The following is a 21170-nucleotide window of genomic DNA, read 5'->3' on the forward strand; positions in this document are numbered from 1 at the left end:
AAGTCTGCTTATAACAATTTTAATTAATGCTAATGCAATCAATATAGCTACAAACGCAGCAAGCACTTGTTTAATTAAAGCACTATTTGCTTTTTCTGAATACACTTTTTCCTTAGTAACTGTACAAACTTTATACTTAGAACTAAAAGAATTAGTACACATAACTGCTTCTACAGTTCCTTCTTCATTAGGTATATAAGCAATTGCGCTTTCATTTTTTGGATCTAAAAATTGAGGATTTGCTTTCATATAAGCAGAAATATTTTCACTTAATTTGTCTTTTTTACCTATTTTTTCAACTTCTGGATGAAAAAATGCATTTCCTTCTATATCATATATGGCTGTATATGCTTGAGAACTTTTTCCAACTGATAATACATCTTTTGAAAATCTTTCTAAATCATAATCTCCACCAACTACCCCTATAAATTGATTATTTTTAAACACAGGTACTGCATATGCAATTTTCATTTTACCATCTGCAAAGCTAGAATATGGATCTGATACGATTAATTTCTTCTCTTCTTTAGCTTTAATATACCATGCTCTAGTTTTAACATCAAATCCTTTAGATTTATCCAAATAAGTATGATCTGATTTATAATGTTTTCCAGTTTCATCTAGCGCAAAATATATAATGTCAAAGCTATTTGCCTTTTTAAAAGCCTCTAAAAATTTATATATGTTTTCATCATTAGAAAAATCTTGCTTTACAATTTCTTCCGCTAAAGTCGCTATTGCACTTCTTTTTGCATGTGAATATATAGAAAAAACTTCAGCTGTATCAAGCATAGTTTTCCTTTGAATTTCTTCAAGATAAGTATAAGTGTCCTCTTTAGAGTTGTAATAACTCATACCATTAACCACTGCAAGCACTATAATACTCACAATAGCAATCACCAAAGTTAATCTACCTGTAATACTTTGAAACATTTTTTACTCCTTGTATTGAATGTTGTATTGACAAATAAGATTAAAATTGTATTATTTGATTTAAAATTGATAAAAAATGTAATTTAAATAACAAAAAATGTAGAAATAATATTTTTAAAATATATAAACCATAGAAAGAATAAAAAAGATTATAAAGCCTACATATAGTAGGCTTTTGATTATAATTTACCTTCGTTTTTGCTTAAGTAATCAGCTACACCTTTAGGATCAGCTTTCATACCTTCATCACCTTTGTTCCAACCAGCCGGACAAACTTCACCATGCTCATTAGTAAATAACATAGTATCAACCATTCTAATCATTTCATCAATGTTTCTTCCAAGTGGTAAATCATTAACTACTGCATGGCGGATTGTTCCATCAGCATCAAGTAAGAAAGAACCTCTTAAAGCAACTGCTTCTTCAAATAAAACATCAAAATTTCTAGCAATTTGTTTTGTTAAGTCAGCTACTAAAGGAAATTTAACTTGACCTATACCGCCTTGATTTACCGGCATATTTTTCCATGCAAAGTGAGAGAATTCATTATCGCAAGATACACCAATTACTTCAATACCTCTATCTTTAAAATCTTGATATCTTTTATCAAAAGCAATAATTTCAGATGGACAAACAAAAGTAAAATCTTTTGGATAGAAAAATACTACTGCACCTTTTGGTCCTATATTTTTATAAAGATTAAAATCTCCTACTATTTCATTATTACCTAATACAGCAGGTGCTGTAAAATCAATAGCTTTTTTAGTTACTACCATAATTTTATCTCCTAATTAATAAATTTTATTTGTAACGAAATAATATCATTTGTAAATTTAAAAATTTATTAATTGTGTAAAATTATCCATAATTTAATTTTATTATCAAAATTAAAAGATTTTAAGAATAAAATTAAGACAATTTTGATAATCTTGCATTTAACATTTAATATTAAGGAGTAAAAAATGGCAGTTAAAATTACTGATATTTGTATAGCATGTGGTTCTTGTATAGATGAATGCCCAGTAAGTGCGATCGTAGATGATGCAAACAATCCTGAGGGCGAAGATAGATATTATGTTTATGCTGATAAATGTGTTGAGTGTGTAGGACACAATGACCAACCAGCCTGTGCAAGCGCTTGCCCAACTGATGGCTGTATTGTATGGAGTGATGTAGTTAGCGGACAACCAAGCCGTGATAACATCGGAAGTGATTTAAGAGACGGTTCAACTCCAGTATTTGCTTAATAATTTTAATGTAAGTATCTTGGTTTCAAGCTACTTACAAACTCTTCTATAAACTCTAAATTTTATATAATTTTAAAGCATTTTTTGGTATAATTAGCTCTTTTATAAATATAAAACTTATTTAAATTAAGGGGACGATTTTGGAAAAAACACTTTCTATTATTAAACCTGATGCAGTTAAAAAAGGTGTTATTGGTCAAATTTTAACACGCTTTGAAAGCAATGGTCTAAGAATAGCAGCAACAAAAAAAATACAGCTTTCAGAAAAAGAAGCTCAAGAATTTTACGCTGTACACAAAGACAGACCTTTTTTTAAAGATTTAGTTGAATTTATGATCAGTGGTCCGGTTGTGGTTTCTGTTTTAGAAGGCGAAAATGCTGTATTAAAAAACAGAGAATTAATGGGTGCTACAAATCCAAAAGAAGCAGCTCCTGGTACTATTAGAGCAGATTTTGCAGATAGTATTGATGCAAATGCAGTTCATGGAAGTGATAGCTTAGAAAATGCAAAAATTGAAATAGAATTTTTCTTTTCAAAAACTGAAATTTTATAATGAAAATCGCTTTTGCAAAGCTTAGCTCTATAGCTTACCCTTTTAAACTAGATCTTGATAATATAGTTTTTGAAGGAACTATTACAAAAGTTAATCCAAAATTAGCAAAAATAAAGGCTAATTTCAAAGGCTTTGCTTATAGAAACTGTGATCGCTGTGGCGATGAAATGGAGCTTGAAATCGATCAAAATATAGAGCTTTTTGCAAGCGATGGAATTTTCAAAGATGAAAATAACACTTTAAGTGATACTATGGAGTTTTTTGACTCTCATATAGATTTAATAGAGCTTGCCACAAGTGAGTTGCAATCTTATTTAAGTGATTATTTTTATTGCAATAAATGTTCAAATTAACAAAGGAGTAAAAAATGGCAGTACCTAAGAGAAGAGTGAGTAAAACTCGTGCAGCAAAACGCAGAACTCATTATAAAGTTACCCTACCTATGCCTATAAAAGACAAAGATGGTAGCTATAAAATGCCTCACCGTGTAAATCCAGTAACTAAGGAATATTAATAACGATGACAAGCATTGCTATTGATGCAATGGGTGGTGATTTTGGGGAAAAACCTATTATAGAAGGCGTGATTCAGGCTTTAAAAGAGCGTGAATTTAAAGCTATCTTGGTAGGGGATCCTCAAAAGCTTAAAACCTTAATACCTCAAGAATTAAACTCATACATAGAATACGAAGAAGCTTTTGATGTATTTGCTATGGAAGAAAATTCCACAGATGCACTAAAAAGAAAAGACAGTACTATCTACAAGGCTATAGAATTAGTAAGAAATCAAAAAGCAAAAGCTGTTGTTTCTGCTGGACATAGTGGAGCTACCATGAGTTTAGCTACATTAAGGCTTGGAAGATTAGCAAATATTGCTAGACCTGCAATAGCTACTTTAATGCCAAATATCCATTCAAGAACACTTGTACTAGATGTTGGAGCAAATGTTGATTGTAAAAGTGAGCATTTATTTCAATTTGCTATCATGGGTGAAGCTTATGCAAAAGAGATTTTAAAAATTGCTAAACCTAGAGTTGCTTTGCTATCAAATGGTGAAGAAGAATGCAAAGGAAACGAACTTACTAAAGAAACCCACCAACTCTTAAAGCAACTTCCAAATTTTGTAGGAAATGCTGAAGGTAGAGATATCTTTAATGGTACTATAGATGTATTAGTATGTGATGGATTTAATGGGAATATTTTACTTAAAACCGGCGAAGGTGTAGCAAGTGTTATTACAAAGCTTCTAAAACAAGAAATTCAAAAATCTTTTTTAGCAAAACTTGGCTATCTTTTAGCAAAACCAGCTTTTAATGAATTAAAAACCCATATTGACTATGAAGAATATGGTGGAGCCCCACTTTTAGGCGTAAAAGAATGCGTCATTATAAGTCATGGAAAAAGTGGTCCAAAAGCTATAAAAAATGCTATTTTTCAAGCATTAAATTTCGCACAATCAAATATAAATCAAACCATAGAAAAAGAACTTTCTAATTATGAAATCAACTAAAGCTTCCTTAAAAAGTATAGCTTCTTATATCCCTACAAAAACTCTAAGTAATTTTGACTTAGAAAAAATGGTTCAAACTAGCAATGAATGGATATTAAGAAGAACTGGTATAGAACAAAGACACATAGCAAATGATGATGAGAATACAAGCGATCTTGGTACTAAAGCAGCTATTAAGGCTATACAAAGAGCTAATTTAAATCCTCAAGATATAGATGCGATCATCGTAGCTACTTTAAGCCCTGATTATTTTACCATGCCATCAACTGCATGTAAAATCGCTCATAATTTAGGCTTAAAAAATATCACCGCTTTTGATATTTCTGCTGCATGCTCAGGATTTATTTATCTTTTGGAGCTTGCTAAATCTATGGTTGAAAGTGGTGCTAAAAAAAATGTATTAATCATAGGAGCTGAAAAAATTAGCTCTATTATGGATTATACCGATAGAAGCATTTGTGTGTTATTTGGCGATGGAGCTGGGGCTGGAGTTGTGTCATTAGATGATAATTTTCCTATTATAGATACTCATACTGCAAGTGATGGAGAATTTGGAGATTTATTAATGACTCAAAGAGCTCAAAAAAGCAGTATTTGCTCTCCACTTTCCATGCAAATGAAAGGAAATGAGGTATTTAAAATCGCGGTGAATACTCTAAGTAATGATGTTATTGAAATTCTTGCAAAAAATAATATAAAAAGCAAAGAAATTGATCTTTTTATACCTCATCAAGCTAATTTAAGAATTATCAAGGCCGTACAAGAAAAATTAAATTTTACAGATGAACAATGCGTAGTTACTGTCCAAAAATATGGCAATACCTCAGCTGCTTCAATTCCTATGGCAATGAATGATGCTTACGAGCAAGGTCGTTTAAAACAAGGTTCGTTAATATTGCTTGATGCTTTTGGCGGAGGCTTTACTTGGGGTTCAGCACTACTTCGTTTTGGTGGAGAAAATAACAAATAAGTTTTTTACTTATTTGTTATTTAAAAGTTCCGATTTGATCCAATACTGACTTTCTAGTTTGATTATCTGAAGAATCTACACGGATATAAAATTCAACCCTATTGTTTATCTCATCTTCTTTGTTTGTGCTCAAAGGATAATTTTCACCAAAACTAACCACTATAAGTTGAGCTGGGTTAATCCCTCTAGCAATCAAATAATCAGCCACAACTTGAGCTCTTTTACTTGCTAAATCAAAATTTCTTTTAGGGTCTTTATCGCTTGCGTCAGTATAGCCTCTAAGTTCTATTTGAGCTTGCGCAGGCATTCTTTTTAAAACTTCACTAATGCGCTTTAGAAAATCTTGCACATCAGCTGAATCAATTTGTGTACTACCTCTAGCAAATTCAACCCTTGCAGGCAAATTTAAAACGATATTATTTTCTCTTTGATCTAATGCTGCTTTTAATTTTTCTATATTTTCTTGTTGAGTGATACTTAATTTTTTAAGCTTTTCAAGCTCTTCAACATTTGCATTAGATGGAGCACTGTATTTATTATGCACTTCACTTTCTTTTTCTAAAGGATTTGAAGCAGTAAATTCAAAAATTTTAACAAATTCAGTTTTTAAGGCTTCAGTTTTAGCAGGGTTACTTTCAGAAATCGCCCAAAGAGCAATAAAAAGCGCCAAAAGCAAACTTAAAAAGTCTGCATAAGGTACAGCCCACTTTTCACCTGCTGGACATTCTGGACATTTATGTTTTTTTCCCATTTTTTAACTCTTACTTATCAAACTGAGAAATTCTAGGCTCACCTTGTCCAAGGTAATTAAACAATTTAGCCTCTAAATCCCTAGGATTAGCTCCCTCTGCAATACTTACTATAGCATGCGAAATCACTATCCTTTCTTTAATGAGCTCATGAGCATTAGCTTTGATTTTATGACCCCAAGGACCAAATAAAGCATAAGCACCAAAAATCCCAGTTACTGTTGCAGTAAATGCTCCTGCAATACCTGCTGCCATAGCTTGAGGATCATCTAAAAGTTGCAAAGCAAGCATAAGCCCCATAACCGCACCAACAAGTCCCATAGTAGGACAAGTTTCACCAAAACGGATCCAGTATTCTGCTGTTTCTTTGTAATATTCTTCCATTTCCTCTATTTGGATTTCCATGCTTTCTTTAATTTCTTCTACACTCTTACCATCAACCATCATCATCATGGTTTCTTTTAAAAACTCATTATCAATTTCATTAGTTTTTGATTCTAAAGCCAAAAGCCCATCTCTTCTTGCTATGATAGAGTATTCTACAAGCTCAGCTATCCTTTGACTTAAATTTACCCCTGCACCTTTAAAGGCAAGTTTTAATTCTTTATAAGCTGCTTTAACAAATTTTTTATGAGTTGCTGTCATTGCACAAAATGCTGCAGTTGGAACCACGATCAAAAACGAACTTAAGTGCAAAACATGCAAAGGGTTACCACCCTCTAAAATATCCCCTACAGAAATACTAACAACAGCTAATACCATCCCAAGTATGGTTGAAAGATCCATTAGTTATTCTCCTTATTTTAATGCGCCCCAATTTTTGGCAATACTTGATGAAGTTTTTAATTTAACTTTTAATTTTACAATATTTTCCATAATATCACTAGCATTTTTTGCAAATTCCTCGCAAAGTTCATCTTTTACTTCAAAAATAAGCTCATCATGAATTTGTAAAATCAAGCGTTTATTTTCATCTAAATCTTTTGCAATTTCTATCATTGCAAGTTTTATTATATCGGCAGCAGAGCCTTGAAGTGTAGAGTTAATACTCTCTCTTTCATACATTGCCACATACATAGGCTTTGCATTTTCAAAGTCAAAATAACGCTTACGGCCTAGCAAAGTCTTTATAAAACCATTTTGCTTAGCTTCATTTTTTACCTTTTCAAAATAGGTTTTAATGCTAGTAAAATTCTCAAAATATTTCTCAATATATTCTTTAGCTAATTTTGCTTCTATTTTTAAATTTTGACTCAAAGTCTTATAACCCATGCCATAAATAAGACCAAAATTTATACTTTTAGCAATACTTCTTGTCTCATAATCACTACGATTAAAAATCATAATAGCAGTTTTTGCATGAATATCCTCATCATTTGAAAACGCTTCTAGTAATTTCTCATCTTCACTAAAATGCGCTAGCATTCTAAGCTCAATTTGTGAATAATCAAGCGAGATAAAGCTAAACCCTTCTTTTGCTACAAAACAAGATTTATAATCTTTAGCATATTGACCATGCGCAGGGATATTTTGCAAATTTGGATCTTTTGATGAAAGGCGTCCAGTTGCAGTACCAGTTTGCAAAAAGCTTGAATAAATTCTTGAGTTTTCATCTTTTTTAGCTAATTTTAACAAAGGTTCACAATAAGTAGAAACTAATTTTGCAAGCTCTCTATAAGCTAAAATTTCTTTCACAATCAGATGGTTATCAAAAATAGCATTTAAAACCTTTTCATCAGTAGAATAACCTGTTTTGCTTTTTTTACCACTTGGTAGTTTTAATTTTTCAAATAAAATATCCCCTACTTGTTTTGGAGAGTTAATATTAAATTTTTCACCTGCTAAATCATATATTTTTTCACTTAATATTTTGATATCTTGATTAAAACTTTGCATTAGGCTTTCAAGCTTTTGAGTGTCAAGCTTAATGCCATTATTTTCCATCATAATAAGCACTTTGATAAATTCAAACTCACTTTTTTGTGCAAGCTCAAATAAAGGCTTTTCTAAATTTTTTAAAAAATACAAATAAAATCTTAAAGTGATATAAGCATCCTCAGCTGCATATTTACAAGCTTTTTCTACATCCACTCCTGCAAAGCTTTCTCCTTTTTTTACTAAATCTTCAAAATGTAAAGTCTCATAATCAAACAATCTTTTTGCTAAATCATCCATATTTACACGCAAACTTGGTTCTTTAAGCCATGCAAGTATCATAGTATCAGCATAATTTTTTGGAGGAAGTAAATTAAAATTATTTTTTATAATCTCAAAATCATATTTAAGATTATGACCTATAACCATGCTTTGATAGATTTTTTCTATACCCTTTTTAGCCACTTGCATAGAAATTTGCTTGCAAACTCCTAAATAATCATGCGCAAGTGGCACATAAAAGGCTTCACTTTCATGAAAACAAAAACTAAACCCTACTATCTTTGCTTCTTTGGTATTTAAGCCTGTAGTTTCAGTGTCAAAAGCAACAATGCTTTGATCATCAATTTTTTCTAAAATGTCAAATAATTCTTTCTCATCTAAGATTAATCTTGCATTAAATCCTAAATTTTTATCTTTATTGGTAGGATTAGTGCGTAGTTTTTTTAACAAAGCATTTAATTCATAATGCTCCAAAATATCCATAATCTTAAGCAAAGGTTCATCTTTTGGATACTCACAATTTAAAAGCATATCTTTCACATCTAAATCCTCATACAAAGAAGCAAGTTTTTTACTCAAAAAGGCATTTTCTTTGCCCTCAAGCAACAAATTACGACTTCTTTCATTACGCACTAGTGTTAAGTTTTCATAAATTCCCTCAATACTTTCAAACTCATCAAGTAAATTCTTAGCACCCTTAGCACCAATTCCTTTTACCCCTGGGATATTATCCGAGCTATCTCCACATAGAGCTAAAAAATCTCTTATCTGGCTAGGTTTTACCCCATATTTTTCCAAACATCCTGCTTCATTGTAATCATTTTTTGAAATAGGGCTATAAATACTAACTTTATCATCTTTTATAAGTTGATACAAATCTTTATCTTGAGTGATAATTCTTATAAAAATATCCTTATTTTCACACTCTTTAACCAAAGATGCTATGATATCATCAGCCTCATAGCCTTCGCAAGAAAAACTTGAAAAACCCATTTTTTCTATCATTTGAATACAAATTGGAATTTGAGCTAATAAATCAGGTGGAGGTGGGGTGCGGTTGATTTTATAATTTGGATCAATTTCACTTCTAAAAGTTTTTCCTTTGCTATCAAGAGCAAAAATAATCATATCACTAGGATGTTCATTTTTCAAACTATAAATAAAATTAGCAAAACCACTAATCATATTACTAGGTTCGCCTTTTGAATTTTTCAAACCCTTTAAAGCATAAAAAAGTCTAAAGAAAAAACCAAAAGTATCAATTATCGTTAAAGTTTTCATTTTTTTCCTATATTAAAAAATAATAATAATTATCGCCCAAAATTATTTAAAAGTCGGTAAAAAGTATTAAATTTCCATTTTAAGCATTTTAGATAAAATTATCATTTTGAAATTTCAAATAAAGGTTTAATCTTGCAAACAAAATCAATCGCGGATGAAAATTTTCAAACTCCACAAGGAAAAAAGGCTTTTAAAAAGGCTGTGTTTTCATGTTGGCTAGGAACTGCTATGGAATATGCAGATTTTGCACTTTATGGCTTAGCTGCAGCTACTGTTTTTTCAGAAGTTTTCTTTCCTGAGCAAACTCCTGTTATAGCATTATTGCTTAGTTTTGTTACTTATGGTATAGGTTTTATCGCTAGACCTATTGGAGCTTTATTTTTTGGATATTTAGGAGATAAATACGGAAGAAAAAATGTATTGATGAGCACCATTGCATTAATGGGTATTTCAACTACTTTAATTGGTTTTATACCAAGTTATGCAGTAATTGGAATTTGGGCTCCTATATGTTTGGTTATTTTGCGTTTTATGCAAGGCTTTGGCGCAGGTGCTGAGCTTTCAGGTGGGACTGTCATGCTTGGAGAATATGCTCCTAGTAAGCATAGGGGTTTAATCTCTTCTATCATCGCTCTTGGATCAAATAGTGGAACCTTGCTTGCAGCTTTTGTGTGGCTTTTAGTTACAAGCATGGATGATGCTAGTTTTAAAGAATGGGGATGGAGAATTCCTTTTATAGGAAGTATCTTCATAGCACTTTTTGCTGTTTATATGCGTTTAAATGTAAAAGAAACTCCTGTTTTTGAAAAACAAAAAGAATTAATGCTAAAAATTCGTCATGAGAATGAAGCACATATGAAAAAAGATGAAAGAACTTTTTGGCAAAAAAGTCGTGCGTTTTGGACTATGGTGGGTATAAGGATAGGAGAAAATGGACCATCTTATCTTGCACAAGGCTTTATAGTAGGTTATGTAACTAAAATTTTACTTCTTGATAAATCAGTAGCCACAACTGCTGTTGTTATCGCTTCTTTGGTGGGATTTTTAGTTATACCTTTAGCAGGATATTTAAGTGATAAATTTGGAAGACGCATTACTTATAGAACCTTTTGCTTGCTTTTAATGCTTTATGCCTTCCCTGCTTTTATGCTACTTGATAGTAAAAATGAAATTATTGTAATTTTAACTATCATCGTAGGTATGTCTTTGGCATCTTTAGGGATTTTTGGTGTGCAAGCTGCGTGGGGTGTAGAACTTTTTGGAGCAAAAAATCGTTATACTAAAATGGCGCTAGCAAAAGAATTTGGCTCTATACTTTCAGGAGGAACTGCTCCTATGATAGCTTCAGCTTTGCTTGCCTATTATGGTACTTGGTGGCCAATAGCCTTGTATTTTGTTATCACCGCAGGAATTGGTTTTATCACAACTTTCTTTGCGCCAGAAACTAGAGGCAGGGATTTAAATTTAATAGAAGATGCAATATGATACGCCTTATTTTAGATACTGATATAGGCAATGGAATAGCAGGGGCTAATACCGATGATGGTTTAGCCCTTGGGCTTATTTTAGCCTCTAAAGAAATCAAACTTGAAATGATTAGCACTTTAAGTGGTAATGTACAAGCTTTAACCGCTTATAGCGTTGCTAAAGATTTATTAAATAAGCTTAATCTAGACATACCTTTGTATTTAGGTGCCCATGAAGCTTTATGTGAAGATAGTCATTTTTGGAGACAAAGATTAGATAAAAGCGTAGAAGAGTTTAAGCTTACTCATCTTTGGGATCATATAAAACCTATAAAAATCTTAGAAAACATAAATCCAAATGCTTGTATGAAAATGGGTGAGCTTATTATGCAAAACCCAGGTGAAATTTCAATTTGCGCTATAGGACCTTTAACAAATATAGCTATAGCGATGAAACTTTTTAAAGATTTTGATAAAAATGTAAAAGAAATTTTTATCATGGGTGGAAGTTTTGATATGCCTTATCATATCAAAGATACAAATTTTGGCTTTGATCCTGAAGCTGCTAGTATAGTTTTAAACTCAAGAGCTAAAATCACACTTGTTCCTTATAATGCAACAATGCAAACTATGCTCACACATGAAGATTTAAATGCTTTAGAAAATCAAAATCCTCTTTGTGATTTTTTAGTGCAAACTTTAAGAGTTTGGATTGATTATGCAAGCAAAACAAGAGGCACAAATGGCACATGGATACATGATGCATTAACTATTGCTTATATGCTTGATCCCAATTTAGCAAATTTTGATGAGTATTTAGTAGATGTTATTTGTGATAGTACTTTTGCTAGAGGAAGCACGGTAAGGTGTTTTAAAGATGCAAAAATGCCTATGAAAAATCATGAATTAAAAAACACCATAAAAGTTTTAAAAGATATTGATAATACTAGACTTTTAAATCTTTTAAAATCAAGACTTTTAAATGGAATTTGCTATGAAAATTACAAAAGCATAACGGCTTAATTTACCCAAGGCTATAAAAATACTTGCTTTTAAAAAAGAATACTTAGCAAATCCAAGCCCTAATGCAAAAAGATCTCCCACTATGGGTAAAAAAGTAAAAAAAGCATACAAAGAGCCAAATTTTTTAAAATTTGCATTGATTTTTTCTAATTTACGCAAAGAGTTTTTAAAATATTTTTCTAAAATTTGACTCTCTCCAAAATAAGCTAACGCATAAGTACTTAAACTACCCAAAGTATTTCCCAAACTTGCTATAAATAAAACCATATAAGCATTAAAATCTAATTTTACAAAAGCAAGCACAAAAGCTTCACTTGCCATAGGCAAAAGCGTGCTAGAGAGAAAACATACTATAAAAAGCCCTATATAGCTTATGTCATTATATAAAAAATCAAACATTACAAATTTTCTTAGTATTTATTTTCCAAACTATCATTTTAAAGAATTTTTAATAATAATTATCTTAGAATGTAAAGTCATTTGGCAATTTTTTAAAAGGAAAAACTATGGAAAGGAAAAAATTTTCTAAACTAAATTTAAAATACTCATTTAACAAAGCTTCTTTTTCTTGGCGTTAAGCCTACTACTACATTTTTAATCATTTTTTATTTTACATTTTTAGTTTTAGTTGATCATTTTTGATTTTATATTATTAATCATTTTAAGGAAATACTATGAAAAAATATTATGGAAAATTTGGTGGGCAATTTGTGCCAAATGAAGTAAAAACAGCATTAGATGAAGTAGAAAAAGCTTTTTTAAAACTCAAAAAAGATAAAGATTTTAACACAGAATTAAAAGAACTCTTAGTTAATTATGTAGGAAGACCTACGCCTTTATACCATGCTAAAAATTTAAGCAAGCTTTATAATCACGAAATTTATTTAAAAAGAGAAGATTTAACTCACACAGGAGCTCATAAGATCAACAATGCCATAGCTCAAGCCTTAATGGCAAAGAAAATGAATAAGAAAAAAATTATCGCAGAAACTGGAGCAGGACAACACGGGCTTGCAACCGCTACTGCAGCAGCACTTTTGGGGCTTGAATGTGAGATATTTATGGGAGCTATTGATGTAAAAAGACAAGCCTTAAATGTCTATAAAATGGAGCTTTTAGGAGCAAAAGTTCACGCAGTAGAAAGTGGAAGTAAAACTTTAAGCGATGCGGTAGATGAGGCTTTAAATTTTTGGGTTAAAAATACCAAAGAAGTATTTTATGTAGTAGGAAGTGCAGTGGGGCCTTATCCTTATCCGCAAATTGTTACGCATTTTCAAAGTATTATAGGTAAAGAATGCAAAATGCAACTTAGAAAATTAAATAAAAAAGTAGATTACATTATAGCAGCAGCTGGAGGTGGTAGCAATGCTGCTGGAATTTTTCATGCATTTTTAAAAGATGAAAAAGTTAAACTCATAGGCGTTGAAGCAGCAGGTTTAGGCAAAGATACACCTTATCATGCAGCCACGCTTACTAAAGGTAAAGAGGGTATTATCCATGGTATGAATACTAAGGTTTTACAAGATGATAAAGGAAACATTGCTCATACTTTTAGCATCTCTGCTGGGCTTGATTACCCTGGCATAGGACCTTTGCACGCATATTTGCAAGAAAGTAAAAGAGCAAGTTATCATGCTATTAGTGATGATGAGTGCATTAATGCTTTAAAATTATTATGTAAAGAAGAAGGTATTATACCCGCTATTGAAAGCTCACATGCATTAGCTTATTTAGAAAAACTTTGTCCGACTTTAAAGAAAAAAAGTGTGATAGTTGTAAATCTTTCAGGAAGAGGCGATAAAGATATGCAAAGTATTTATGAGTATAAAAAAGGTGAAATTTATGGTTGAAGAATAACTTCAACCAGTTTATTTTTTTATGTTTTTTAACTCTAAATTTAGATAATACCCTGTGTAAGAACCACTTTTTTCATGATTTTTAGCAAGCTCTTCAACGCTACCTTTAGCTATAACCTTACCACCTTTAACTCCACCTTCAGGTCCCATATCGATGATATAATCAGCATTTTTAATCACATCTAAATTATGCTCTATCACAAACACACTATTTCCAAGATCAACTAAATGTTGCAAAACTACAATAAGTTTATTAACATCTTCAAAATGAAGTCCTGTTGTAGGTTCATCTAAAATATAAAGAGTTTTTCCTGTATCGCTTCTGCTTAATTCTTTAGCTAGCTTAATACGCTGAGCCTCCCCGCCACTTAAAGTAGTTGCATTTTGTCCTAAGGTAAGATAATCAAGCCCAACTTTTACCAAAGTATCAAGCTTTTGTTTTATCTTTGGCACAGAAGTAAAAAACTCGCTTGCTTCAATAATACTCATATTTAAAACATCAGCTATGCTTTTACCTTTATATTTAATCTCTAAAGTTGCATCATTATATCTTTTACCATTGCAAACATCACAAGTTACCATCACATCAGGCAAAAAGTGCATTTCTATTTTAATTTCACCATCTCCACTACACTTTTCACATCTTCCACCTTTAACATTAAAAGAAAAACGCCCTGCTTTATAACCTCGCATTTTAGCTTCTTTGGTAGCTGCAAAAAGATTACGAATTTCATCCATAGCACCTGTATAAGTAGCGGGATTTGAACGAGGAGTCCTTCCTATAGGACTTTGATCAAGATAAATTACCTTATCAAGTTTTTCCAAACCTTCTATCTTAGCCCCACTTAGTTTTTTAACTTTTTTAGCACGGTTAAGCTCTTCTTTTGCAAATGGAAGCAAAGTTTGCAAGATTAGCGAGCTTTTACCACTTCCTGAAACACCTGTAATTGCTACTAAATTATGCAATGGAAAATCTACACTTAAATTTTGAATATTATTAATGCTCACATCTTTTAAACTAATAAAATCTTTTTGTTCTCTATTTTTTTGATGGGCAATTTGCTTTTTACCGCTCATATAAAGAGCAGTTTGACTTTTGCTTTTTAATAATTCTTTATAAGTTCCACTAAATACAACCTCACCACCAAATTTACCAGCATTTGAACCAATATCTACGATAAAATCTGCTTCTTCTATAGTCATTTTATCATGCTCAACCACGATTAAAGTATTACCCTTTTGCTGAAGATTTCTTAAAGTTTTAATGAGTTTTGCCGTATCTCGCTCATGTAAACCAATACTAGGCTCGTCTAAAACATACATCACTCCACTTAAACCACTACCAATTTGAGATGCTATACGAATTCTTTGAGCCTCACCCCCGCTAATGGTTCTTGCATCACGCCCTAAAGATAAATACCCAAGTCCTACATCATAAAGAAAAAACAATCTTTCATTAATTTCTTTAAAAATAGGCTTAGCTATCAATCTTTCTTGCTCACTTAAATACGCAAAATTAGCTTCTTTTGAAAAAAATGCAGTGGTATTTTCTATGCTCATATCTAAAATTTCACCCAAATTTTTCTCAGCTACTTTTACAGCTAAACTCTCAGCTCTTAAACGATGGCCATTGCAATCTTTGCAAGTTTTTTCGCTCATATACTCGCTTAAATCTTTTTCATCTTTTAGCATTTCATAGGCATATTTAACCGCACCTTCAAATTTACGACTTAAGCGATGTCTTTTCCATAAAAAGTTAATTTCCTTAGCATTACCATAAAGCACTAGACGCTTTTCTTCTTCACTTAACTCATTATATGGAATTTTTACCCTGATATCATTTTGCTCACAAAAGGCCATTAAAAACTTATAATAATAACTTTTATTAAACCCATATAAAAGCTTTATAGCTCCTGCTTCTAAGCTTAATTCTTCATTGATAAGTTTTTTCATATCTAGCGTATATCTTATACCAAGACCATCACAACTTGGACAAGCGCCTTTTGGGGAATTAAAAGAAAAACTCAAAGGTTCAAGCAAAGGAAAAGAAATTTTACAATCAAAACAAGCATTATGCTCGCTATAATGAAAATGCTTAGGTATGTTTAATTCTTCATTATTTAAAACTTCAATTTCCACTTCGCCAAAGCTCTCACTAAGACCTTTTTCTATATCGCTTGCAAGTCTTGCTAGCATATCATCTTGCACTTGGAGTCTATCTATTACAAGTTTTATTGTATGTTTTTTGGTTTTAGCAAGCTCAATATCCTCATCAAGACGCGTTAAAACCCCATCAATTTGTGCTCTAACATAGCCTTTTGCGACTAAATTTTCCAAAAGATCTGCAAAAGTTCCTTTTTTTTCTTTAATCAACGGCACATAAATGATGATTTTAGCTCCTTTTGGAAGCTTTAAGATTTCACCTACGATATCTGCTGCACTCATAGATGAGATTTTTTGACCACATTGATGACAATGTTGTGAGCCAATCCTTGCATACAAAAGTCTTAAATAATCATAAATTTCAGTAATAGTTCCAACGGTTGATCGAGGATTTTTAGAAGTTGTTTTTTGATCAATAGCAATAGCAGGAGTTAAACCTTCTATTTTATCAACATTTGGTTTACCCACTTTATCTAAAAACTGCCTTGCATAAGCACTTAAACTTTCAATATAGCGACGTTGTCCTTCTGCATAAAGCGTACCAAAAGCTAAAGTGGATTTACCACTTCCACTAAGTCCTGTAAAAACTATGAGTTTATTTTTAGGAATTTCTAGGTTGATATTTTTAAGATTATTTTCCTTAGCACCAATGATACTTATTTTGTCATTATTCATAAAAATCCTCTTTTTATCTAATCAAGCATGTTTTTTAGCAAAATCTTTCATAAATTCACTTAACTTTTGAACCTTTTCAATGCTGATAGAATTATAAATACTAGCACGAATTCCACCTAAAATTTTATGTCCTTTAAGACCTATCATACCATTTTCTTCAGCTTCTTTTACAAAAACTGGCTCTAAGTTTTTATCATAAGCTATGTTAAAACTAACATTCATTAATGATCTATCCTCTTTTTTAGCATGACCTTTATAAAAACCATTACTCTCATCAATTACATCGTATAAAATTTTAGCCTTTTGTATATTTTGCTCATTGATTTTGTCTAAGCCACCTTGATTTAAAAGCCATTTCATTTCAAGATTAAACATATATATAGCAAAGGTTGCTGGAGTATTAAATAAAGAATTATTTTCAGCATAAACACTGTATTTTAACATGCTAGGTATATTTTTATTTTTACTACGCTCTATCATATCTTTGCGGATAAATGCACAAGCAAGTCCTGAAATTCCCGCATTTTTCTGCACTCCACCAAAAAGCATAGCAACATTAGAAAAATCTATCTTTTTAGAGAAAAAATCACTAGAAGCATCAATTATCAAAGGACTTTTAGTCTTTGGATAGCTTTTATACTGAGTTCCATAAATGGTATTATTAGAGCATATATAAGCATAATCTGCATTATCGCTAAATTCAAATTGTGGGATATGATCAAACTCACTTTCTTGAGTGCTTGCTACTATTTTTGTATTTACTCCTAAAATTTCAGCCTCTTTAATAGCTTTTTTAGTCCAAACTCCCGTATTAGCAAATTCACAAACTCCACCCATATATAAATTCATAGGTATCATAGCAAATTGCAAACTAGCCCCACCTTGCATTAAAAGCACTTCATAATCATCATTTACACCATAAAGCTCTTTTGCCATTTTAATAGCTTCAAAATGCACCTCTTCAAAAACCTTTCCACGATGAGAAACTTCCATAATAGAAAAGCCTTTGCCATGATAATCAAACAAATGCTCCTGTGCTTCTTTTAAAACCTCATCAGGCAGATTTGAAGGACCTGCACTAAAATTCATTACTCTCATTTTGTCTCCTTTTTATAGTATTTGGGCTTCTTTACTCTCATTTATTGAGCAAAGTTTTATAATATCTCCTTTTTTTAGTTTTTCAAGAGAGATATTTTTGCCATCTTTTTGTAAATTTATCAAATTTTTACTTTTATCAAAGAAATTTTTATGCTGAGTTAAAAGCTCTTCAAAATTATTAAGTTTGTTTTCATAGTTTAATAATTTTAAATTTAAAACGCTCTTTAATTGACTTTGTAAAAAATCAAGCTTTTGTTTTCTAAGAAAAAAAGCATTTTCTAAAGATTTCGCTTTGGCTAAATTTTGCAAATGATCGATTTTGTTTTGATAAAACTTAAGATGATTTAACATTTGGTTTTTAAAACGCATAGCAAGCTCATCAAGTCCTTGTTCTAAGCTTAGTTTATTTGGAAAAATCATGTCAATAGCCGCACTTGGAGTTGGCGCTCTTAAATCTGCTACAAAATCACTAATAACATAATCAATCTCATGTCCAATAGCAGAAACAACAGGTGTTTTTAAAGAAAAAATACATCTTGCAAGTTCTTCATCATTAAAACAAAACAAATCTTCTCTACTTCCACCGCCTCTTGCTAAAATAATCGCATCTAAATTATATTCATCAGCTTTTTTTAAAGCATTTATCAAAGAATTTGGAGCACTTTGTCCTTGAGTGAGTGCATTAAAAATAGTTATTTTACAAAGATTGTATTCCTTTTGTGAAATTAACTTTAACATATCTTGCAAAGCGGCTGAAGTAAAAGAAGTGATTATGCCTATTTTTTTAGGAAATTTAACAATGCTTTTTTTGGCATTTGCATCAAACAAACCTTCTTTTTCAAGCTTTTCTTTTAAGGCTAAAAATTTAGCTTCTAAATCCCCAAGGCTTGTTTTTTGCATACTTTTAGCGATAAATTGATACCTACCACTTGCTTCATACAAACTCACATAACCTCTAAGATCAAGCATATCGCCAACCTTAGGTTTAGCTTGGACAAATTGATTAAAACCTTTAAACATCACACAAGCTATGCTTGATTTTTCATCTTTTAAGTCAAAATACCAATGTCCTGAACTATGAATAGTAATTTTAGAAATTTCCCCACTAAGCTCTATATCATCAAGATGAAATTCTAATAAACTTTTAGCTTTTAAATTAAGTTCTGAAACTTTCATTTTTTTCTTGCAATAAACATAGAGCAAACACCAAAACTAAAGCTTTTATACTCTAACATTTCAAAATGCTCACTCAATTCTTTGATAAATTCTTCTTTGCTTAAAAAATCTTCTATAGAATTTGGTAAATACTCATAAGCGCTATAATTTTTACTGATAAATCCACCCACTTTTGGCAAAATATTTTTTAAGTAAAAATCTCTACAAGCAGCTATAAAACCACCCTGCTCTCTTTTAGTAAATTCAAGTACAAGTAAAATCCCATCCTTTTTTAACACTCTTGCAAATTCTTTTATAGCTTCTTTCCTATCTACCACATTGCGTATGCCATAACTTATACTTATGATATCTGCACTTTCATTTTCAAGTGGAAGTTCTTGTGCTTTTGCTTGCACAAAAGTTGCTTCAGGAATTTTTTTCTTAGCCATTTCAAGCATACCCGCACTTGGATCAACCCCTTTTATACTAATGATATTTTTATTTGCTTTTAAGGCTTGATTTTGCCATTCTATAATCATATCGCCTGTACCACAAGCTACATCGATAATATCAAGTTCATTATTAGAAAATTTAAAAACATCCAAACAAGCTTTTTTTCTCCAACTCACATCACTTCCAAAACTTAAAATTCTATTAGCCTTATCATAAGTTGGTGCTATATCATCAAACATTTTAACTATTTTTTCTTGTTTTTGCATGTTTTTCCTAACTATATATTTTTAATTTTTTAATGCTTTTTTCAATTTGTTTTATTATATTTGCATCATATGAAATTTGCTCTAAATGATTATATTCAAAATAATTTTTTAGTTTTTCAATACTTTTTTCTTCAAACATAGTTGCAAAATAGCATAATAAAAATTTTATTCTTTCTATTTCTTCTTCAAGATTTCTTTGAGATTTTACAATTTTTTTCTTTAAAAAAACTAATTCTTTTCTTAGTTTAAAAGCCACTAAAGACTTTAAAATTTGATTTTTTTCTCCTTGATAAAAATCACAATCATTCTTTAAAATAAAATCCATATCAAGAAAAATATCATTGATTTTTTCATCACTTAAAATAAAAATATATTTTTCTAATTCAAATTTATAATTTTTATCACTACTTGCTTGTTTTTCTAAATTTAAAATATAATTTTGAAGTTTATTTTGAATACTTTTTTCAAAAAGAGTGCTAAAAAACTCAAAGAAAATACAAATTTGCCTAAGACTTGCAAAAAATTGCTCCAAGCTTTCAAAGGTTAATTTTTGTAAAAAATTTAATCTATCATTTTTTAATCTTTTTAAAAGCACAAAAAGTAAGATTTTACCCGCTTCAAAACTTTGAATTTGACTTGGGAAATATAAACTAATATCTTCTTGCTTGTCTAAAATTTTAATACATTTTGTACTATCAAAAATTTTAGAAAAATCTCCATATAATGCTAAATTTTTACTATAAAAATTTTCATTATCTGTGATTTCTTTATAGTTTTGCAAAAAATGAGGTAAATTAAAGCATTTTGCTTGCTCAAAAGTAGGAAAAATAACTTTCAAAGTAATTAAATCTTGCAAATTATTTTTAAATTTATAAAGAAAAAACCAAATGCCATTAATCTCAAAACTAATTCTAGTTTTTTTAATGATATTCCCTATGGCATTTTTACTTTGACGCTTAAATTCTTTTTTAGAGAGTTTATGAGTTTTTTTATCTATAATATCGTGCAGTTTATAAAGTGAAAATTTATAATAATCTTGATTGATTTTTTTATATTTAACATCACAAAAAGGACTTATACGCGTAAAAAAAACGCGTATTTTATCCTTAGAATAAGTAATTTTTTCTTCTTTTAAAATTTTTATAAAATCATCATTTTCAAGTAAAAAGCGTCTTTGAACTTCACAAACCATTTTATTTTTTACAAGCTTTACAGCCATTTACATAGGCAAATACACCAAGATAATCAATAATATTGCCAATTTTTTTCTCAAGGTCTTCTTGGTATTTATTTATCCCACTATCTTCATAACATACATCTTCTATACGATTACATTTACTACAAATTACATGAATATGAGGATATTCATAAATATCATAACAAGTTTTTTGATTTGGCGTATTGATTTCTACAACCAAACCTTGTTCTTTTAAAGTATTTAAATTTTTATACACTGTAGCTAAAGAAATAGAAGGATATTCTTCCTTAATGCTTTCGTATAAAGATTCTATATTAGGATGTTCATGGCGTTTTAAAATTTTTAAAATACAAAGTCTTTGTGGAGTAGCTTTTAAATCACAGTTTTTAAGCATTTGAATAAGTTCCATAATAAATT

The 21170-nt window shown here is 30.6% G+C and carries 21 protein-coding genes; 9 read left to right on the forward strand and 12 right to left on the reverse strand.

Annotated features, from left to right (window positions below; all coding sequences use genetic code 11):
- Nucleotides 1-933 (reverse strand): cache domain-containing protein (locus L8V88_RS04765; RefSeq protein WP_263675444.1); only part of this gene is annotated, 933 nt, incomplete at its 3' end.
- Between the two features lie 179 nt (nucleotides 934-1112).
- The gene (locus L8V88_RS04770) at nucleotides 1113-1709 is read right to left on the reverse strand and encodes a peroxiredoxin (protein ID WP_263677950.1); all 597 of its coding nucleotides are present in this window, start codon (nucleotides 1707-1709) and stop codon (nucleotides 1113-1115) included.
- A 186-nt stretch (nucleotides 1710-1895) separates the two neighbouring features.
- Here L8V88_RS04770 and L8V88_RS04775 point away from each other — a divergent pair, with 186 nt between their 5' ends.
- From L8V88_RS04775 to L8V88_RS04800, 6 genes are all read left to right on the forward strand, one after another.
- Nucleotides 1896-2180, forward strand: a complete 285-nt coding sequence (locus L8V88_RS04775) for a ferredoxin, 4Fe-4S (RefSeq protein ID WP_039619165.1) — start codon at nucleotides 1896-1898, stop codon at nucleotides 2178-2180.
- A gap of 140 nt (nucleotides 2181-2320) precedes the next feature.
- Nucleotides 2321-2734 carry a nucleoside-diphosphate kinase gene (gene ndk / locus L8V88_RS04780; protein ID WP_039642239.1) on the forward strand — a complete coding sequence of 138 codons (414 nt, stop codon included), beginning with the start codon at nucleotides 2321-2323 and terminating at the stop codon, nucleotides 2732-2734.
- Nucleotides 2734-3087, forward strand: coding sequence for a DUF177 domain-containing protein (locus tag L8V88_RS04785; RefSeq protein ID WP_263724332.1), 354 nt, complete (start codon nucleotides 2734-2736; stop codon nucleotides 3085-3087). The genes ndk and L8V88_RS04785 overlap by 1 nt, the downstream gene beginning before the upstream one ends.
- A 14-nt stretch (nucleotides 3088-3101) precedes the next feature.
- A complete protein-coding gene (gene rpmF / locus L8V88_RS04790) occupies nucleotides 3102-3248 on the forward strand; it encodes a 50S ribosomal protein L32 (protein WP_012662034.1) in 147 nt (48 codons plus the stop codon).
- Nucleotides 3249-3253: 5 nt separating this feature from the next.
- A complete protein-coding gene (plsX, locus tag L8V88_RS04795) occupies nucleotides 3254-4243 on the forward strand; it encodes a phosphate acyltransferase PlsX (protein ID WP_263724331.1) in 990 nt (329 codons plus the stop codon).
- Nucleotides 4230-5213 carry a beta-ketoacyl-ACP synthase III gene (locus L8V88_RS04800; protein WP_263727089.1) on the forward strand — a complete coding sequence of 328 codons (984 nt, stop codon included), beginning with the start codon at nucleotides 4230-4232 and terminating at the stop codon, nucleotides 5211-5213. The genes plsX and L8V88_RS04800 overlap by 14 nt, the downstream gene beginning before the upstream one ends.
- 16 nt (nucleotides 5214-5229) lie before the next feature.
- On the opposite strand, the gene motB is transcribed toward L8V88_RS04800, so the two are convergent.
- The 3 genes from motB to polA are packed head-to-tail and all read right to left on the reverse strand — an operon-like array spanning nucleotide 5230 to nucleotide 9400.
- Nucleotides 5230-5964 carry a flagellar motor protein MotB gene (gene motB, locus L8V88_RS04805; protein WP_263675437.1) on the reverse strand — a complete coding sequence of 245 codons (735 nt, stop codon included), beginning with the start codon at nucleotides 5962-5964 and terminating at the stop codon, nucleotides 5230-5232.
- A gap of 10 nt (nucleotides 5965-5974) precedes the next feature.
- Entirely contained in the window at nucleotides 5975-6748 is a 774-nt protein-coding gene (gene motA, locus L8V88_RS04810) for a flagellar motor stator protein MotA (RefSeq protein WP_039619177.1), read from the reverse strand.
- Nucleotides 6749-6760: 12 nt separating this feature from the next.
- Nucleotides 6761-9400 carry a DNA polymerase I gene (gene polA, locus L8V88_RS04815; protein WP_263727091.1) on the reverse strand — a complete coding sequence of 880 codons (2640 nt, stop codon included), beginning with the start codon at nucleotides 9398-9400 and terminating at the stop codon, nucleotides 6761-6763.
- Nucleotides 9401-9529: 129 nt separating this feature from the next.
- On the opposite strand from polA, the gene L8V88_RS04820 reads away from it, so the two are divergent.
- Entirely contained in the window at nucleotides 9530-10885 is a 1356-nt protein-coding gene (locus L8V88_RS04820) for an MFS transporter (protein WP_263684051.1), read from the forward strand.
- Nucleotides 10885-11889 carry a nucleoside hydrolase gene (locus tag L8V88_RS04825; protein WP_263727163.1) on the forward strand — a complete coding sequence of 335 codons (1005 nt, stop codon included), beginning with the start codon at nucleotides 10885-10887 and terminating at the stop codon, nucleotides 11887-11889. Before L8V88_RS04820 ends, L8V88_RS04825 begins: the two co-directional genes overlap by 1 nt.
- On the opposite strand, the gene L8V88_RS04830 is transcribed toward L8V88_RS04825, so the two are convergent.
- Nucleotides 11845-12288, reverse strand: coding sequence for a YqaA family protein (locus tag L8V88_RS04830; protein ID WP_263724327.1), 444 nt, complete (start codon nucleotides 12286-12288; stop codon nucleotides 11845-11847). The genes L8V88_RS04825 and L8V88_RS04830 overlap by 45 nt on opposite strands.
- A gap of 275 nt (nucleotides 12289-12563) precedes the next feature.
- Here L8V88_RS04830 and trpB point away from each other — a divergent pair, with 275 nt between their 5' ends.
- Nucleotides 12564-13739, forward strand: coding sequence for a tryptophan synthase subunit beta (gene trpB / locus L8V88_RS04835; protein ID WP_263727093.1), 1176 nt, complete (start codon nucleotides 12564-12566; stop codon nucleotides 13737-13739).
- A gap of 18 nt (nucleotides 13740-13757) precedes the next feature.
- On the opposite strand, the gene uvrA is transcribed toward trpB, so the two are convergent.
- From uvrA to perR, 6 genes are read right to left on the reverse strand one after another with little or no spacing between them, the layout of a single operon-like run.
- A complete protein-coding gene (uvrA, locus tag L8V88_RS04840; protein WP_263727095.1) occupies nucleotides 13758-16583 on the reverse strand; it encodes an excinuclease ABC subunit UvrA in 2826 nt (941 codons plus the stop codon).
- 21 nt (nucleotides 16584-16604) lie between these two features.
- Nucleotides 16605-17681, reverse strand: a complete 1077-nt coding sequence (serC, locus tag L8V88_RS04845) for a phosphoserine transaminase (RefSeq protein WP_263727096.1) — start codon at nucleotides 17679-17681, stop codon at nucleotides 16605-16607.
- A 12-nt stretch (nucleotides 17682-17693) separates the two neighbouring features.
- Nucleotides 17694-18857 carry an exodeoxyribonuclease VII large subunit gene (xseA, locus tag L8V88_RS04850; protein ID WP_263727098.1) on the reverse strand — a complete coding sequence of 388 codons (1164 nt, stop codon included), beginning with the start codon at nucleotides 18855-18857 and terminating at the stop codon, nucleotides 17694-17696.
- The gene (gene ubiE / locus L8V88_RS04855) at nucleotides 18854-19555 is read right to left on the reverse strand and encodes a bifunctional demethylmenaquinone methyltransferase/2-methoxy-6-polyprenyl-1,4-benzoquinol methylase UbiE (protein ID WP_263727100.1); all 702 of its coding nucleotides are present in this window, start codon (nucleotides 19553-19555) and stop codon (nucleotides 18854-18856) included. The genes xseA and ubiE overlap by 4 nt, the downstream gene beginning before the upstream one ends.
- A gap of 7 nt (nucleotides 19556-19562) precedes the next feature.
- Nucleotides 19563-20774 carry a hypothetical protein gene (locus tag L8V88_RS04860; RefSeq protein ID WP_263727102.1) on the reverse strand — a complete coding sequence of 404 codons (1212 nt, stop codon included), beginning with the start codon at nucleotides 20772-20774 and terminating at the stop codon, nucleotides 19563-19565.
- Complete coding sequence (gene perR, locus L8V88_RS04865; protein ID WP_263727103.1) at nucleotides 20749-21162, reverse strand: peroxide-responsive transcriptional repressor PerR; 414 nt, start codon at nucleotides 21160-21162, stop codon at nucleotides 20749-20751. Before perR ends, L8V88_RS04860 begins: the two co-directional genes overlap by 26 nt.
- Nucleotides 21163-21170: the final 8 nt, after the last annotated feature.

The organism is Campylobacter sp. IFREMER_LSEM_CL2101, assembly GCF_025771825.1.
Taxonomy (GTDB): domain Bacteria; phylum Campylobacterota; class Campylobacteria; order Campylobacterales; family Campylobacteraceae; genus Campylobacter_D; species Campylobacter_D lari_C.